Origin of the sequence: Longimicrobium sp. (assembly GCF_036399935.1) — a bacterium.
Lineage (GTDB): Bacteria > Gemmatimonadota > Gemmatimonadetes > Longimicrobiales > Longimicrobiaceae > Longimicrobium.
Genome location: NZ_DASWMD010000035.1, coordinates 137956 through 155110 on the forward strand (window position 1 = coordinate 137956; position 17155 = coordinate 155110).

The 17155-nt window shown below is 72.2% G+C and carries 11 protein-coding genes; 8 read left to right on the forward strand and 3 right to left on the reverse strand.

What is annotated here, in order from left to right; all coding sequences use genetic code 11:
- Positions 1-79: 79 nt before the first annotated feature.
- The 4 genes from VGB24_RS12205 (at position 80) to VGB24_RS12220 (ending at position 4880) form a co-directional block, all read left to right on the forward strand.
- A complete protein-coding gene (locus VGB24_RS12205; RefSeq protein ID WP_331020800.1) occupies positions 80-1204 on the forward strand; it encodes a type IV pilus twitching motility protein PilT in 1125 nt (374 codons plus the stop codon).
- Between the two features lie 130 nt (positions 1205-1334).
- Positions 1335-2537: a type II secretion system F family protein gene (locus VGB24_RS12210; RefSeq protein WP_331073223.1), complete on the forward strand. Its 1203-nt coding sequence runs from the start codon at positions 1335-1337 to the stop codon at positions 2535-2537.
- 197 nt (positions 2538-2734) lie between these two features.
- Positions 2735-3364: a class I SAM-dependent methyltransferase gene (locus tag VGB24_RS12215; RefSeq protein ID WP_331073224.1), complete on the forward strand. Its 630-nt coding sequence runs from the start codon at positions 2735-2737 to the stop codon at positions 3362-3364.
- A 220-nt stretch (positions 3365-3584) separates the two neighbouring features.
- The gene (locus tag VGB24_RS12220; protein WP_331073225.1) at positions 3585-4880 is read left to right on the forward strand and encodes a M23 family metallopeptidase; all 1296 of its coding nucleotides are present in this window, start codon (positions 3585-3587) and stop codon (positions 4878-4880) included.
- Positions 4881-4925: 45 nt separating this feature from the next.
- On the opposite strand, the gene VGB24_RS12225 is transcribed toward VGB24_RS12220, so the two are convergent.
- Positions 4926-6041, reverse strand: coding sequence for a S41 family peptidase (locus tag VGB24_RS12225; RefSeq protein WP_331073226.1), 1116 nt, complete (start codon positions 6039-6041; stop codon positions 4926-4928).
- A 203-nt stretch (positions 6042-6244) separates the two neighbouring features.
- Here VGB24_RS12225 and VGB24_RS12230 point away from each other — a divergent pair, with 203 nt between their 5' ends.
- The 4 genes from VGB24_RS12230 to VGB24_RS12245 all read left to right on the forward strand — a co-directional run bounded on the left by VGB24_RS12230 (position 6245) and on the right by VGB24_RS12245 (position 14552).
- The gene (locus VGB24_RS12230; protein ID WP_331073227.1) at positions 6245-7405 is read left to right on the forward strand and encodes a serine hydrolase domain-containing protein; all 1161 of its coding nucleotides are present in this window, start codon (positions 6245-6247) and stop codon (positions 7403-7405) included.
- Between the two features lie 1170 nt (positions 7406-8575).
- Positions 8576-9754 (forward strand): HlyD family secretion protein, encoded by a 1179-nt coding sequence (locus tag VGB24_RS12235; protein WP_331073228.1) that lies wholly within the window; start codon positions 8576-8578, stop codon positions 9752-9754.
- On the forward strand, positions 9751-12435 hold the full coding sequence (locus tag VGB24_RS12240; RefSeq protein ID WP_331073229.1) for an ATP-binding cassette domain-containing protein: 2685 nt from the start codon (positions 9751-9753) through the stop codon (positions 12433-12435). Before VGB24_RS12235 ends, VGB24_RS12240 begins: the two co-directional genes overlap by 4 nt.
- On the forward strand, positions 12432-14552 hold the full coding sequence (locus tag VGB24_RS12245; protein WP_331073230.1) for an ABC transporter ATP-binding protein: 2121 nt from the start codon (positions 12432-12434) through the stop codon (positions 14550-14552). The genes VGB24_RS12240 and VGB24_RS12245 overlap by 4 nt, the downstream gene beginning before the upstream one ends.
- A 476-nt stretch (positions 14553-15028) precedes the next feature.
- Here the strand turns inward: VGB24_RS12245 and VGB24_RS12250 are convergent, their stop codons facing one another.
- Positions 15029-16207: a PDZ domain-containing protein gene (locus VGB24_RS12250; RefSeq protein WP_331073231.1), complete on the reverse strand. Its 1179-nt coding sequence runs from the start codon at positions 16205-16207 to the stop codon at positions 15029-15031.
- Positions 16204-17145, reverse strand: coding sequence for a retropepsin-like aspartic protease (locus VGB24_RS12255; protein WP_331073232.1), 942 nt, complete (start codon positions 17143-17145; stop codon positions 16204-16206). The genes VGB24_RS12250 and VGB24_RS12255 overlap by 4 nt, the downstream gene beginning before the upstream one ends.
- Positions 17146-17155 lie beyond the last annotated feature (10 nt).

Consider the following 17155-nt stretch of genomic DNA (forward strand, 5'->3'; position numbering starts at 1 on the left):
CGTGCGGATCGCCCCGGCCGGGCGGCCTCGCCGGACCGGCCCGAGCGACCCTCCACGGAAGTACCTGAAAGGCAATCCCATGAGCATCGCCACCGAGGCACCGCGCGCCGCCGCCCCCGAGGCCGCCCGCAGCCTGAACCTGCGCGCCCTGCTGGAAGAGATGATCGAGCGCGGCGCGTCGGACCTTCACGTGACGGCGGGCGAGCGCCCCAAGCTGCGGGTGGACGGGCACATCACCGACAGCGGGGTGGACTACATCCTCACCCCCAAGGACTGCCTGCAGCTGACGTACAGCATCCTTACCGAGAACCAGAAGAAGCGGTTCGAGACCGAGGACGAGCTGGACTTCAGCTTCGGCATCCAGAACCTGGCGCGCTTCCGCGGCAACGTGTACCGCCAGCGCGGGTGCGTGGCGCTGGCCATCCGCCAGATCCCCTTCAAGATCCAGACGTTCGAGGAGCTGCGGCTGCCTCCCATCATCCAGAAGCTGGCCGAGAAGCCGCGCGGGCTGGTGCTGGTGACGGGCCCCACGGGCTCAGGGAAGAGCACCACGCTGGCCGCCATGGTCGACAAGATCAACAAGGAGCGGCGCGGCCACATCCTGACGATCGAAGACCCCATCGAGTTCATCCACCGCCACCAGGGGTGCATGGTGAACCAGCGCGAGGTGGGCAGCGACACGCAGAGCTTCGGGCGGGCGCTGAAGTACGCGCTTCGCCAGGACCCCGACGTGATCCTGGTGGGCGAGCTTCGCGACCTGGAAACGGTGCAGGCCGCGCTGACCATCGCCGAAACGGGCCACCTGTGCCTGGCCACGCTGCACACCAACTCCGCGGCCGAGACCATCAACCGCGTGATCGACGTGTTCCCCTCGCACCAGCAGCCGCAGATCCGCGCGCAGCTGGCGTTCGTGCTGGAGGGCGTGGTCACCCAGCAGCTGCTCCCCAAGGCGCGCGGCCGCGGCCGGTCGATGGCCTGCGAGATCATGGTGTGCACGCAGGCCGTGCGCGCCTGCATCCGCGACGACAAGATCCACCAGATCTACTCGGCCATGCAGGCCGGCAAGAAGCACGGGATGCAGACGCTGAACGACGCCCTGTACCAGCTGTACGTGCAGCGCGAGGTGTCGCTGGAGGAGTGCGTGAAGCGCACGTCGGACCCCACCGAGTTCCTGCGCATGGTGGGCGAGCCGGTGCCGAACTGAACGGCGGTGCGTGAGTGCGTGAGTGCGGAAGTGCGTGAGTAACTGAAGTTCGGGAGCGGAGGGAAGGGTGGAGCCGTGCGGCCGGCCACCTGTTCCCTATTCCCCATTCCCTATTCCCTGGGGTGCCCCAATGCCCGTTTTTGCGTACAGCGCCCGCGCGGCCAGCGGCGAGATTACGACCGGCGAGATCGACCTGCCCACCCGCGACGAGGTGGTGGGCTTCCTGGTGCGGCAGCGGCTGAAGCCGGTCTCGGTGAACGCCAAGGCCAAGGAGATCAACATCACCTTCGGCACGGGGATCAAGACCCGTGAGGTGGTGATCTTCACGCGCCAGTTCGCCACCATGATCAACTCGGGGCTGCCGCTGGTGCAGAGCCTGACCATTTTGGCGGAGCAGACCGAGAACAAGAACTTCCGGGCCGTCATCAGCGCGGTGCTCAACGACATCCAGGCCGGCATGACGCTGGCCGACGGCATGCGCAAGCACCCCAAGGTGTTCACCGAGCTGTACGTGAACATGGTGGCCGCCGGCGAGGCGGGCGGCATCCTGGACATCATCCTGCTGCGCCTGGCGCAGTTCATGGAAAAGAACGACGCCCTGGTCCGCAAGATCAAGGGCGCCATGACCTACCCCGCCGTCATGCTGACCGTGGTGATCCTGGCCACCACCATCCTGTTGTGGAAGGTGGTGCCGGTGTTCGCCACCATCTTCCTGGAGGCCGGGCTGGACCTGCCCGCCCCCACCCGCTTCGTGCTGGCCATCAGCGCGTTCCTGCAGAACTACATCTTCTTCATCGTGGTGGGCATCGTGGCGTCGGTGTTCGCCATCCGGCGCTGGTACAAGACCGACACGGGGCAGCTTGCCATCGACCGCTTCCTGCTGCACATGCCCGTGCTGGGCGACATGCTGCGAAAGTCGGCGGTGTCGCGCTTCACCCGCACCCTGGGCACGCTGGTGAGCTCGGGCGTGAGCATCCTGGAAGGGCTGCAGATCACCGCGCGCACGTCGGGCAACCGCGTGATCCACGACGCGGTGATGGCCTCGCGCGCCAGCATCGCCAGCGGCGCCACCATCGCCGAGCCGCTCAAGGCCTCCGGCGTGTTTCCGCCCATGGTGGTGCAGATGATCAACGTGGGCGAGCAGACGGGCGGCCTGGACGACATGCTTTCCAAGATCGCCGACTTCTACGACGACGAAGTGGATGCGGCGGTCAGCGCGCTCACCTCCATCCTGGAGCCCATCATGATCGTGGTGATGGGCGTGGTGATCGGCGGGATGGTGGTGGCCATGTACATGCCCATGTTCGACATGATCCAGACGGCGCAGGGGTAGGGATCTGCTGTAGAGCGCCATGCCTGTAGAAGCACACAGTCTGTCGCAATCTCACTACGCCGTGGAGTGACAAGAGATTACAAGGTTCGATAGACAGAAGGGCTCCGCAAGGCAACCGCCTCGCGGAGCCCTTCGCTCATCATTCGGGCCTCCTTCCGCACGGTGACGATGTCCCGAGGGCCGCCAGGGGGTGAGAAATGAAGGAGGCGAAGCAGTGGGTCGCGGCGGGATACGAAGAGGCGGCGGAGCGTCATGCGGAGTGGGCCGGTCGCACGCGCGTGGGCGAGCGCGTCGAGTACGCTTCACGCGTTCTTGCCTGGCTCGCACCAGGCTCCACCATTCTGGACGTGGGTTGCGGGGCCGCTGGCGTTTCGACCCGGATGCTCGCCTCGGCCCACCGGGTGGTTGGGCTCGACCTGGCGTGGAGCAACCTCGAGCTGGCGCGCCGCAACGCTCCCGCGGCGGCGTTCGTTCAGGCCGACATGGGTGAAGTTTCGTTCCGCGCGGCCAGCTTCGACGCCGTCGTCGCATTCTATTCCATCTTCCATCTCCCCCGGGCGGAACACGGGCCGCTCCTGTCGTCGATCGCCGGCTGGCTGAAGCCGGGAGGGCTGCTCGCGGCGGCGTTTGGAACACGCGACATGGCCGAAGGCATGGAGGATGACTGGCTCGGTGTGCGCATGTTCTCCAGCAGCCATCCCCCCGAAGCCACCGTTCGGCTGGTGCGCGACGCCGGACTGCGCGTCATCGACGCGCAGGTCCGCACCGAGGACGAGGACGGCGTGCCGGTCCCCTTCTTCTGGGTGCTGGCGGCACGAAACGCGTGAGCGCTCCGCCCGCGCGCGGCCCGGGTTTGCCGGGCGAGCCGACGGGCCACGCGGAACTTCACCAGCGGCCTAGGGGATGCGCGCCGGCCAGAGCCGACCGAATGCCTGGCCGGTGCGGAATGGTTCAAACCATCGTAACGCTTGGGGCATCCGAGTGACGCTAGCCGGGGACGGGTGGATCTCACGGCAGCAACACTTTCAACCCCGGAGAGCGCGCACGATGAGAGAGCCCACGACCGCTCGCCGCTGGATGCCCCACCCGGGACGGCGGCCCGGCCGCGGTGCCTGGGGCCGCGGCACCCGCCGTCATCTCGCCTGGGGCCTCCTGTCGTGGAGCATCGCGACGAGTGCCCGCCCCGCATTCGCCCAGACGGCAGCCGCGGCCCCACAGCCGACCACGTATCTGAACCTTCCCCTCGACGTGGCGGCGCGGCCGGTCCCTCAGCTCGTCGCCGGCGAGGACGGGCGGCGCTACCTGCTGTACCGGCTGTACGTCACCAGCTGGCTGGACGTGGACCTGCGCTTTCGCTCCGTGGAGGTGCTGGACGCCGCCACCGGGCGCGCGCTGGCCAGCTACGATGCCGGCGCGCTTGCCGACCCGCGGCGGCAGCGTGTGACCCGGTGGATCGAGAGCGACTCGATCTCGCCCGCGAACCTGGCGCTTCCGGCCGGCCGCACCTCGACGATCGCCGTGGGGATCTCGCTCGCCGCCGCAGATGCGCCACCCGCCGCGCTTCTTCACCGCATCACCTTCGACACCGTCCCCACGATCCGGCTTCAAACGGAAAGCGGAACCCCCACGGAATCCCTGATCGCCACCTCGGAGCCGCTCCACGTGGACCGGAGCCCTCCCCCGGTGCTGTCGCCCCCGCTTCGCGGCAGCAACTGGCGATGCAGCAACGGGCAGGCGCTGAGCAACTCGCACGCGGCGCTGGTGATCCAGAACCTGCGCCTTCGCGTGCCGCAGCGGTACGGCTGCGACTTCCAGCGTGTCGATTCTGCCGGAAGCATTCTGCCCAACCCGTTTCCGAACGACATCACGAACGAGATGTTCTACGGGTACGGCGCCGAGGTACTCGCGGTCGCCGATGGCGTGATCGTTTCGGTGCAGGACGGCATTCCCGACAACGTGCCGCAGGCCGACGGCCGGACCTTCATGCCGGTGCCGCTGACCAACCGGACCAACCCGGGAAACTGGCTGGCGCTGGACCTGGGCAACGGCCGCTACGCATTCTACGCGCACCTCGTCGCCGGGTCCATTCGCGTCCGTCCGGGCGAGCGCGTGCTGCGCGGGAGCGTGCTCGGCAGGCTCGGCAACTCCGGCAACAGCGTGGGACCGCACCTGCACTTTCACGTAGGTGACACGCCGTCGCTCAACGGAACGGAGGGCCAGCCGTACGTGTTCGACCGCTACTCAGTCCTCGGCCGCGGCCAGCCGAACCCGAACGAGAGGCCTTCGGAGCAGGCGATGACCGTACCACTGGACGGGGCCGTCCTCTCCTTTCCAACGCCCTGAGGGAACGCCCTGGATCTCCGCGCGCCCCGGAGTTCCAGCGCCGTCTCATTGTGGCGCGGTGGCGCTGGCGCTCCGTGCGTCGTCGGCACGCAGCTCCGCCAGCGCCTCGCTCCAGCGCGGCGCGCGCACGGCCGAGGCGTTCTCGGCCACCAGCCGTTGCAGGGCTGCGCGGTGCGCCGCCTTCTTGGCGCCGGCCGCGGCGACGGGCATGTCCGGGCGCACGCCGACTCCCTCCCAGTTGCCATGCGTGATCGCGCTCTCCAGCCGGGCGGTGGGGACCCCCACCGCGAAGTGGGACCCCAGCATCACCCACCCGCCCGGGTTGGCCCCTCCCCGCGTCTGCTCACCCACGACGACGGCGCGACCCAGCGCCTGAAGGTCGTACGCTAACGCCTCGGGCGCCGAGAAGGTGCGCCCGCTGACCAGCACGTACACGGGCTTGTCGAGGTAGCGCGGCCCCGCCACCCGTGCCGGCGTCCACAGGTGCGCCGTGTCGCCGCCGCGGCGGTGGAGCGTGCTCAGCAGCCTCGGCTCGGCGATGAAGTACGAGGTGACCAGGGCTTCCATCGCCGCGAACCCGCCCCCGGTATTCCGCAGATCGATTATCAATGCGTCCGTCTGCGCCAGGAACGACATCGCCGTGGCGAGCGCGCCCGCGGCCAGCTCCGGATTGTCGAAGCGCCCCATCTCAACGTAGCCCACGTTGCCGTCGAGCCGTTCGACCGCATGGAAGCCGAAGTTGCGCCACTGCGCATTCTCGAGGTCGCGCGCCGAGTCGGCGGCGGTGAGTCCCGCGTCGGGGGCCGCCGTGCGCGGGGTCGCGCTGAATTGCACCTGCAGGTGCTTGTCGCCGGTCCCGCGGCGCAGATCGGCGGTCAGCGAGTCCGACAGCGCCGAAGCGGTTTCGAGGCGGCGATAGCGTCCGGCGCGTACACCCTGGCGCACTGCCCGGGCGGCGGCGGCGCCCTTGTCGGCAAAGACATATCGCGCTTCCACGGTTTCGGCGGCGGCGAGCGCCACCGAGTCGCGCGTAGCCGGCGTGACCGGCATGTCGGCGCGCCGCTCCTGCCCGCTGGCGGGCGTGAAGGACCAGGCCGCCGCCACCAGGGCGAGGGCGAGGGCGGGGATGCGGAGTGCGGAGGAGCAAGGCTGGATGAACATGATCGCTCGCGGTGCGAGGAGGGTCGAAGCAGCGTGAACAGCCATGAGACGAGTGCCGGGGGGATTGTGTTTACCTGGCGGGCTCCGCGCCCCGGGCGTCCCGTCCTCCCCGTCCCGTGGCCGCCCGTATAAACGTTTGCGTCGCATCCCGCATCCTACCTGGGCTCTCGTATCCCGCTACGCCCCTTCGCGTCAGGCGATCGATGACTCTGCTGTCGCTGTTCACGGTGGCCCTCGTGCTCGCACAGGACACCGCACGTCCGCCGGAGATCACCCCGGAAATCACCCGGCTGGCAGACTCCATCGCGGCGGCGGAGTTCGCCCGCGACAGCCTCGGCAGCATCACCGTGGCGATCGTCTCCGGGCCGTCGCTCGCATGGACCAGGAGCTACGGCTTCGCGGATCGAGCCCGGAGCCGGCCCGCGTCGGCCGCGACGGTGTACCGCGTTGCATCGATCACCAAGCAGGTCACCGCGGTGATGCTCCTTCAGCTCGTTGACGCGGGAACGGTCCGGCTCGACGACCCGGCGGACCGCTGGTTTGCGGCGGCGGGCCAGCTCGTGGACGCGAACGGCCGGCGGCACTCGCCGACCCTGGTGCAGCTGGCGACCATGACCTCCGGACTCGTACGGGATCCGGACGACCAGCGCCGCTCACAGACGGGGGACCCCCGTGAATGGGAGGCAGCGCTGGAACACGGGCTCGCACACACCACGTTCGCGGCCCCGCCCGGAACGGCCTACCAGTACTCCAACATCGGCTATGGCGTCCTCGGTGCCGCCCTCGCCCGGGCGGCCGGCGAGCCGTACCTGTCGTACGTCGAGCGCCGGATCCTGGGGCCGCTCGGAATGCGCTCGTCCGGGTTCGTGCTCACCCCCGCGCTGGAGCAGGCGCTCGCCGTGGGGGTGGACTGGGACGAGCTGTACCGCGACACGCTGAACTACGAAGACGCCGCCACCGATCACCGGTCGGGTGTCGGCTTCCGTGTGCCCGGGGGCGGTCTCTACTCCACGGTGGGAGACCTGGCCCGCCTCGTGGCGCTCGAGATCGGGCACGGTCCGGCTGGGGTGCTCGGGCCCGAGGCCCTGGCGCTCCGCCAGCGCGTGCCCGTCGCCTCGTCGTCCACGCTGGACTACGGCTACGGGCTCGGTATCCAGGTATACCGCTGGGGCGACACGACCGCGGTGGGCCACTCGGGAAACCTGGCCGGATATACCGCGCAGGTGCTGTACGACCCGGCGCTGAAATTCGGCGTGATCGTGCTTCGGAGCGCGGCGGGTGGAGAGGCGAGTGCCGGCCGCCTCGCGGGGCGGATGTTCAGGATGGTTCGCCGCCGGACCGGTCCGCCAGGGCCGGGGAACTGATCCGGCGGGAACCGGCTCGCGATGCAGGCGCACGTATCACGTCGTCTGCGACACGTCTCGGGACTGCATGGTGTGCGGCGGGGCGGCGGGGGGCGATTATGGTGCGTCCCCCCTGCAGTACCTCCCCCATCCAACCCGGAGAACGAACAATGCGCGTGAAGTCCAGTGTCAAGGCTGGCGGCGTCCTGGTCGGCGACTGACCGGTACCGCCTTCACCGAGGCTGAGTACGACCATCTGCCTTGGTGTGCAGCATCAGGCCGGCGGCGTTGCCCTCGGCGATCGTTGCGACGCGGGGAGCGGGCCATTGGTCCGCTCCCCGTTCGCACGCCCGAACGGCGCCCCGCGCGGCGGCACGCGCTCGCGCCAAAACGCCGCATGACCTCGCTCGCTCGTCTGGCGCCGCCACCGCTACGTCTCGGGTCTCCATGCTTTGCGGCCAGCCATGCGCGCCGCACTATGGTACCGCCAGGGGACCTCTCCCCTGCCCAGGCCCCCCACCTCCAGACGGAGAACGACCATGCGCGTGAAGTCGAGCGTGAAGGCCGGCGGCATCATCTACGGCGACTGAACCTCCGCGGGACCAGCCCCGCGGCCGTACGCGGCAGCCGGAGCCGGAATCGGGGGAGCGGGCCATCGGCCCGCTCCCCCTTCGCGTTCCGGCATGCGGAGCCGACGCCCGGCGGGGGGCATCGGAGCCGGACCGGATTGCACGTGGACCCGAGTGGCGGCATGGCGCGAGCGGCGAAACGCGGCAGGGTCTCAATCGCTCGTCTGGCGCCGCCAGCGCTACGTCTCGGGTCTCCATGGTTTGCGGCCAGCCGTGCGCGCTGCACTATGGTGCCGCCAGGGGGCCTCTCCCCTGCCCACGACCCCCACCCCCAGACGGAGAACGACCATGCGCGTGAAGTCCAGCGTCAAGGCCGGCGGCATCGCTTTCGGCGATTGACACGCCGCGGTACCAACCCCGCCACTGTGACGACCAGACGGAGGCGGGGCCGGGGAGTGAGCCATTGGCTCACTCCCCGATTGCTTTCCGGGCGGTGCGGCGGACAGGCGCCCCGCCTTCTCGCTCCCGGTCCCGGCACGATCTCCCGGCCGCTCCCCGCCGCCGCGCGCGTACGGCGGCGTCCCGTTCCGCCCTCGTTTCGCACGCCGTTCCGAAATCGTCCATGCCCATGAACTTCGACCGCACGCTGCGGTCGCTCGAGGCCCCCGACGCGCGCGGCCTCACCGTCACGCTGGTGGTGGCGCTGGCGCTGCTCGCGGGGTGGACCGCCTGGCTGTTCGCCGGGAGCGTCCCCCTGTACGAGTCTACCGACGCGGCGCGCGTGGAGGTGCAGGCCGCGGCGTACCCGGTCTCCTCCACCGTGGAGGGGCGCGTCGTACGCAGCGCCCTGGCCCTGGGGACCGTCGTGGCGCGGGGCGACGTGCTGGTGGAGATCGACGCCGAGCCACAGCGTTTGTCCTTGGCCGAGAGCCGGGCCCGGCTGCGCGGAGTGGAGCAACGCATTGCCGCGCTGCGCGTGGAGCGGCGGAATGCGGCCGAGGCGCTGCGGGAGCAGGCGCGCGCGGCCGACATCGGGGCGGCGCAGGCGCGCTCCACGGCCGAGGAGGCCCAGCTGCGCGCGGCGGCGGCCGAACGCGAGGCGGCCACGCTCCGGCAGCTCATGGCCCACGGAAGCGTATCGCGCGCCGAGTGGGAGCGCGCCGAGACCGAAGCCCGCGCCCGCCGCGCCTCGGCGCAGGCGCTCGCCCTGGCGGCGAGCCGTGCGGTGGCCGAGGGGCGGGTGCAGGGCGACGACCGCGGGACGCGGGTGGCGGAGCTGGACCGCCAGATCGCCGAGGGGCTGGGCCAGGCGGCGGTGGAGCGCGCCGTGGCCCGCAGCCTGGAGCACGCCGGCGAGCTGCGGCGCGTCCGCGCGCCGGTCGCCGGCCGCGTGGCCGACGCCGGCCCCCTCAACCCCGGGATGGTGGTGCGGGCCGGCGATACGCTCGCCTCCATCGTGCCGGAGGGGCGGCTGCGGGTCACCGCCGAGTTTCCCGCCACAGCGCTCGGACGGCTGCGGCCGAACCAGCGGGCGCGAATGCGCCTCGACGCCTTCCCGTGGACGGAGTACGGGCGCATCCGTGGCCGGGTGGCGCGGGTGGCGCGGGAGCCGCGCGGCAACCTGATCCGGGTGGAGATCCTCCTCGCGCCCGGCGCCGAGACCTCGGTTCCACTCGTGCATGCGCTCCCCGGGTCGGTGGACGTGGAGGTGGAGCGCGTCACGCCTGCGACCCTGCTGCTGCGCACGGCGGGGGCGCCCCGCAGGCGGAGCCCACCCGGCCCGGCGCGGGGGGAGCCGTGAGGCCCGGCCCGGGAAGCCGTCGCTGGCTGGTTCCCGAGGTGGTGCAGACCTCCGGGATGGACTGCGGGCCGGCGTGCCTCGCGGCCCTGGTGACGGGGTTCGGCATTCCCGCCAGCTACGGGCGCCTGCGCGAGGCCTGCCACACCGACGTGGACGGCACCTCCATCGACGCGCTGGAGGTGGTGGCGGGGCAGCTGGGGCTTCCGGCGGAGCAGATCATGGTGCCCGCCGACACCTTCCTGCTGCCGGAGGCCCGGGCGCTCCCCGCCATCGTGGTGGTGCGGCTCCCCAACGGCTTCACGCACTTCGTGGTGGCGTGGCGCCGCCACGGCCGCTGGGTGCAGGTGATGGATCCCGCGGTCGGCAGGCGATGGATCTCGTGCGAGCGCCTCGCGGGCGACGCATACGTCCACGCCGCCCGCGTGCCGGCACGGGCGTGGCGGGAGTGGGCCGGGTCGGCGGATTTCACCACGGTCCTGGCACGCAGGATCGGGGAGCTGGGCATGGCGGCGCAGGCCCCGGGGCTGATCGCCGCCGCGTGCGCCGATCCCGGATGGAAGGCGCTCGCCACGCTGGATGCCGGCGTGCGCCTGACGACGGCGGTCCTGGCCGCGCGCGCGGTGCGGCGGGGCGGCCAGGCCGAGCGCTTCCTGCGGCGTGCGATGGAGGGCGCGAGTGCCGGGCACGAGTCCGAGGTGATCCCCGCTTCGTACTGGTCGGTGCGGCCGGTCGTCGCGGGCCCGCGGGAGGACGAGGAGCTGCGGGTGGAGGGGGTGGTGCTGGTCCGCGCCCGCCCCGGCGCCGCGGCCGGCGAGCCGGGGAGCGGCGAGGCGGCCCCGCCCGGCCGCGAGGTCGCCGCGGCGGCGGCCGGGCGCGAAACGTCGGCGCTGCGCGGCTACCTTCGCCTGCTCGCGGCCGATCGCCTCCGGCACGTGGCGCTGGCGGCCGCGGCCACGGTCGCCGCGGCCTCCACCGTGGCGATGGAGGCGCTCGTGCTGCGCGGCATCGCCGGGCTGGGACGCACCCTGGGGCTGTGGGAGCAGCGGCTGGCGGCGGCCGCCGTTTTCGCCCTGTTCATCGGCATCCTGCTGGCGCTGGAGTGGTCGCTGGGGGAGAGCGTGCTGCGCCTGGGCCGCAGGGCCGAGGTGCGGCTCCGGCACGTGTTCGGGGGCGCCATCGCGCGGCTGGATGACCGCTACCTCCAGAGCCGGCCCGCCTCGGACATGGCGGACCGCTGCCACGCCATGCACCAGCTGCGCCTTCTTCCCCGGATGGGCGCGGCCTGCATCCAGCTCGCCGCGCAGATGGTGATCACGGTGGCGGCGCTGCTCTGGCTGTCGCCGGGCGCACCCTGGCTGCCGGTGGCGATGTTCGTGACGTCGCTCGGGGTTCCGCTGCTGTTCCTCCCCCCTCTGCAGGAGCAGGACCTGCGGCTGCGCACGCACAACGGGGCGCTCGGCCGGTTCTACCTCGACGCGCTCCTCGGCCTGCTTCCGGTGCGTTCGCACGAGGGCACCGACGCGGTGCGGCGGGAGCATGAGGCGCTTCTCGTGGAGACGGTGCGGACGGCAAGGCAGCGCCTCGCCGTCGTGACCCTCTTCCTGACGGTGAACGCGGTGGTGACGACCACCGTGATGGCCCTGCTCCTCCTGCGGCAGGCGGGGCTGCCCGACGACGCGGGAGGTGCGCTGCTCGTGGCCTACTGGGCCATCCAGCTGCAGGCCGGCGGGATCGAGCTGGTGTTCCTGCTGCAGGGGTATCCCGCCTTCCGAAACATCGCGCTGCGCGTGTTCGAGCCGCTCGGAACGCCCGCCGCACCGGACGCGGCGGCGGGCTCCGCCGCGCTCTCCGCCCCGGCGGCCGGCGCCGCGCTCACCCTGCGGCGCGTGTCCGTCGCCGCCGCGGGGCACACGATCCTCGATGGAATCGACCTGCACGTGGAGCCGGGAGCGCACGTGGCGGTCGTCGGCGCCTCGGGGGCGGGGAAATCCACCCTGCTGGGGCTCTTCCTGGGATGGCACGTGCCGGCGGCCGGCAGGGTCGTCGTGGACGGGCGCGACGTGGGACCCGGGATGCTGGAGCCGCTCCGGGCGGAAACCGTCTGGATAGACCCGTCGGTCCAGCTCTGGAACCGTCCCCTTCTCGAGAACCTGTGCTACGGCGCTCCGGCCCCCGCCCCGGGCGCGCTGGGGGAAACGCTGCGCACGGCCGAGCTGCACACGGTGCTCGAGGGGCTGCCGGACGGGCTCCAGGCCCCGCTGGGAGAGGGGGGCGGCCTGCTCTCGGGAGGCGAGGGGCAGCGGGTGCGCCTGGGCCGCGGAATGCTGCGCGGGCCGGCGCGGCTCGTTCTCCTGGACGAGCCGTTCCGGGGGCTCGACGGCGAGCAGCGCCGCCGCCTGATGGCCGCCGTACGCCAGCGCTGGGCGGGCGCCACGGTGGTCTGCGTGACCCACGACCTCGCCCAGACGCTCGACTTCGACCGGGTGGTGGTGCTCGAGGCCGGGCGCATCGTGGAGGACGGCGCGCCGCGGTCGCTCCGGCAGCAGCCGGGCTCGCGGTACCATGCGCTGCTGCGCGCGGAAGGGGACGCGCACGGCTCGGTGTGGAGCAACCCGGTCTGGCGGCGGTTGCGCCTGGCGGGGGGGCGCCTCGCGGAGCTCCCCGGGGAGCGGGTACGGTGACCGCGCTGGGCGAGGCGCTCTGGCCCGAGGCGCGGCTGGAGGAGGCGGTGGGCGCGCTCGCCGCGGCGGCGGGGTGGCGGCCCGGCGGCCCCGGGTTCCAGCGGCCGGAGGGCGGCGCCCCGGACGGCCGCGAGCCGGGCCGGTGCATCGACCTCGCCGCGCGGGGGCTGGGGCTGCAGGCGGAGCCGGTCGAGGCGCGGTACGGCGAGCACGAGGGCATGCTCCGCGGCTGCGGCCCCGCGATCGTGCACGTTCCGGCCCCGGGCGGGCCGGGGTTCCTGGTGGTGCGCGGCGGGCGCCGCCGGTCGCTCACGGTGCTGACTCCCGGCGGCCGCACGGGGGCCGTCGCGCTGGGCGAGGTGCAGGCCGCGGTGTGCGGGCCGCTGGAAGAGCCGCACGCCCAGGCCGTGGAGGCGCTCCTGGGAGCGGCGGGGGTGCCCGCGCGGGGCCGGCCCCGCTCCCGCCGGCTGCTGCTTGCGCAGCTGCTGGGGCGGCAGGCCGTCTCGGGCGTGTGGGTGCTGCGCCCGGGGGCGGGCAGCTCGCTCCTGGACCGGCTGGGGGGGAGGCGGTTCCAGGCGCGCCTGGCGGGGCTCCTGGCGGTGCAGCTCACGCAGTACTCCGTCTTCCTCCTCTCGTGGTGGGTGATGGGGACGCTTGCGCTGACGGACCGCTTCGGCCGCGGCTGGCTCTTCCTGTGGCTCCTGCTGCTGGCCACCTTCATCGCCCTGCGGATGCACATCTACGCGGCGATGGGCTCCATCTCCATCGAAGTGGGCGCGCACCTCAAGCGCCACCTGCTGGAGGGCGCCTTCAGGCTCGATCCGGACCGGGTGCGGCGGCTGGGGGCCGGACAGCTGCTGGGGCGGACGCTGGAGGTGGAGGCGATCGAGACGTTCTCGTTCATGGGGGCGATGTACCTGGTGATGGGCGTCACGGAGCTCGGGTTCGCCGGGGTGGTGCTGGCGATGGGCTCCGGCGGAACCGCGCACGCGCTGCTGCTGCTGGGGTGGATCGCGGTGGCGGCGGTGACCGGCGCCGCGTACTGCCGCGAGCGGCTGCGCTGGACGGACGAGCGCATCGGCCTCACCGATGCGCTGGTGGAGCAGCTCGTGGGGCACCGCACCCGCGTGGCGCAGGAGGGACCCGGCCGGGTGGCCGGCCGCGACGAAGCCATGCTGGAGCGCTACGACCATCGCTCCCGCCGGCTCAACCGGCTGGAGGTGGCCGTGGGCACCGGCGTGCCCCGCGGCTGGTTCGCGGTGGGCCTGCTGGCGCTGCTCCCGGCGTTCGTGCAGGGGGGGGCCGCGGGGGGGAAGGCCGTCGCGGCGGTGGGCGGGGTGATCGTCGCGTACCGCGCCTTCCGGATCCTGGTGACCAGCACCGAGCAGCTGGCGGGGGCGCTGGTGGCCTGGAAGCGCCTCGCCCCCTTCCGGGCCGCGGAGGGCGTTCCGGAAGCCCCCGGGTCGCCGGCGATGGTCCCGGCGGGAGAGGCGCTCCACGCCCCGGGACCGCTGGTGGAGATGGCCCGGGTGACGTACCGGCACCCGGGCCGCGCGGATCCCACCCTCTTCGACGTGGAACTCACCATCCTGCGGCGCGACCGCATCCTGCTGGAGGGGCCCTCGGGCGGGGGCAAGTCCACCCTGGGCGGCCTGCTCGCTTCGTGCCGGCCCATCCAGGGGGGGCTCCTTCTGCTGGACGGGCTGGATGCGCCCACCCTGGGCCACCGGGCCTGGCGCCGCCGGGTGGTGCTGGTGCCGCAGTTCCACGAGAACCACGTGCTGATGGGCTCGCTGGCCTTCAACCTTCTCCTGGGCCGCGGCTGGCCGCCTGCTCCCGGGGACCTGCGGGAGGCCGAGGCCGTCTGCCGCGGGCTGGGGCTGGGCCCGCTGCTGGAGCGGATGCCGGGCGGGCTCTTCCAGATGGTGGGCGACACCGGCTGGCAGCTCAGCCACGGCGAGCGCAGCCGCATCTTCATCGCGCGGGCGGTGCTGCAGAAGCCCGACCTGCTGATCCTGGACGAGAGCCTGGCGGCGCTGGACCCGGAGCTCTTCCGGTCTTCGGTCGACTACCTGCTGAAGGGTGACGCGGCGGTGCTGCTCATCGCGCATCCGTGACGAACGGCGGCGGCCTTGGAGTGCCGCGCCGTCGACGAAACGCGGGGAGTGAGCCGTTGGGCCCACCCCCCGATCCGTGCTTCGGCTCGGCTGCCGACGCCGAGGCGCCCGGGTCAGCCGGTGTGTAGAATCCCGCCGGCCTGTACGCCGCACTTCACCCGCATGGTCGTTCTCCGTGTGCGGGTGGAGGCGTGCAGGCAGGGGAGTGGCCGCTGCCCCGAATGGACGGGGCGCGGTGTCACCACGGGTAGATGATGCCGCCGGCCTTGACGCTAGACTTCACGCGCATGGTCGTTCTCCGTGTTCGGGTGAACGGACAGGAGAGCGGAAAGGCCGCCTGCCCGGGGTAACGATGGCGGGCAGCCCCGCGGGCTGTCCACCGCTCCGCCCCGAGCCGTAGCCACGGCGCGCAGGGCGAGCGATTCGGAACGCGACCCGTTCATGGCCATCGGGTAAGGGACGGTGCCCGGGGATTCTCAGGGCACGAGGTCCAGGGTGATCACCGCCGGGCCGCGCTGAACCGCCACGCGGTACCGCTCTCCACTCCGGTCGAACATCTCGGCCAGGCGTTCGACCCCAAGGTGCGATGCCGGGACGCCGTCGACGGCGACGATCACGTCTCCGCGTTCCAGGCCCGCGCGCGCGGCAGGCATCCCGGGTGTGACCTCGTTGACCGTGGGCTGCGCCCGGTGGGACGAAGCGTACAGGCTCATTCCACTGGATTGCCGAAGGCCGCGGCTGAACGTGTCGCCCACGTGGCGGTTCGGCTCCAGGATCAGCTTGTGGCCGCGGTAATCGAAGATGCACGTGAAGCGGCGCAGGACGGCCCCGCCGATGGTGCTGGGCCCCGCGACGCTGGGAAGGCGCGTAAGCACCACGCCGCCCACCCGCACCGTGTCGAGGGTCCCGATCAGGATGGAGTCGCGTGAATGAGGTGTGCCGGCGGCGGCCCGGTACCGGGGGAGCGTCGTGGAGACAAGGACCGCGCTGTCGTTGACCGCGTCGCCCGACCCGGTCTGCACCACGAACCGCCGCCGGACCGGCCGTCCGGGGCCGTCGCGGATCTCCGCTTCGATGGCGGGGATGCCGCCGTCCAGGGTGAGCCGTGCCGCGTGCCCGTTCCCGCCATAGGCGAACTGGGCCGGCTCGTACAACCGGACCACCCGGGCCGCGTAGTCGATCCGCACGACGTACCGTTCGAACAGGGCAGAGCCGAGCACCCCCTCCACCGGATGGCCGACGATGTCGGTCGCCGGAGCCAGGTCGCCCATGGTAACCGGCCGGCACAGCAAGGCCCCGCCCCCCGGGAAGAACACGGAAAGCTGTTTTTCGCGAGCCGCGCCGTCCGCGCGCTGCCCCGAATGCGGCGCGGGATCACCCGCCGGGTGCAGCGCGTTCTCCTGGCGCACGTCGACCACACAGCCCCGCGTACCCGTGTCGACGAGGAACCAGGCGAGGTTGCCGCCGCCGGTGTCGAGGCGAAGGAATACGAGCGAGAACTGGTGCTCCTCGAAGGGAAGGGTCGCCACCAGGCCGTTCGGCGGGCCGGGAACGTTTCCCGCCGCTTGCGCGCAGAGCGCCGGCGGAACCACGGGCATCGCGGCGAGCACCGCCGGAACCAGCGCTCGCCACCTCCGGCGCAGCGGTCCCTTCATGGCTTCGGCTCCCGCGGAGCGGGGGGTGGAGCCGAACCCGCGAACGGCTCGCCGAACGCGGGACCCGGCTCGAGGATCATCTCCTGGCGGCCGTAATCCAGGATCACACGAAACCTCCGCAGGGCGTTTCCGCCGATCAGTGCCACGCCGGGCGCCACGCCGGGCACGTCGCGCAGGACGTACCCGCCCAACTCGACGGAGGACACCCGCCCGAGCACGACGGGGTAGCGCGCGCCCAGGCCGACGCCGCCCTCGGCTCGCGACTTCGCCGCGGGCGAGCGGAGGACCACGCTGTCGTCGACCGCGTCGCCGGAGCCCGTGTCGACGAGAAGCGTCCGCTCCACCGCCCCGCCGCCGTCTCCCGGGTCCATGCGCACCGTGATGTAGGGCCGCCGTCCGCGAAACTGGAGCGGGATGCGGCGCCCCGTACCCTGGTAGCGGAACCCCTGGGGCTCGTACAGGCGCATCCGTCCGCCCGCGTAGTCGAACTCCACGACCCAGCGGCGGAAGAAATCGAACCCCAGGATCCCCTCCACGCGCCTGCCCAGGGAAGTGAGCCCGGCGAGGTCCAGCGCGAGCAGGTGCTCGCACTCGAACGTTTCGACGTCCTCCACCTGGATCACCGTACGCGAACGCACCGAGTCCGCGGCCACCGGTCCCGCGCCCGCGCCGCGCACCTGTGTACGCCCACGAACGTCCAGGCCCAGGTCCTCGGCTCGTCCCTTGTCCACCACACACGGCGCCGCCCCGCTGTCCACCACCCACCACCCCGCCTCGGTACCGTTCAGGGATCCGCGGACGAAAGGGATGTGCAGAGAGTCCACGGTGAGGGGAGCGGTGAACGCCGGCGCCGCGGGGAGCGGGGCGGGCGCCCCCTGCGGGCGCGGCGCGCATGCCCCGGAGAGCATCAGGGCGCCCCAGGCAAAAGAACGGATCATGACCCTCCGC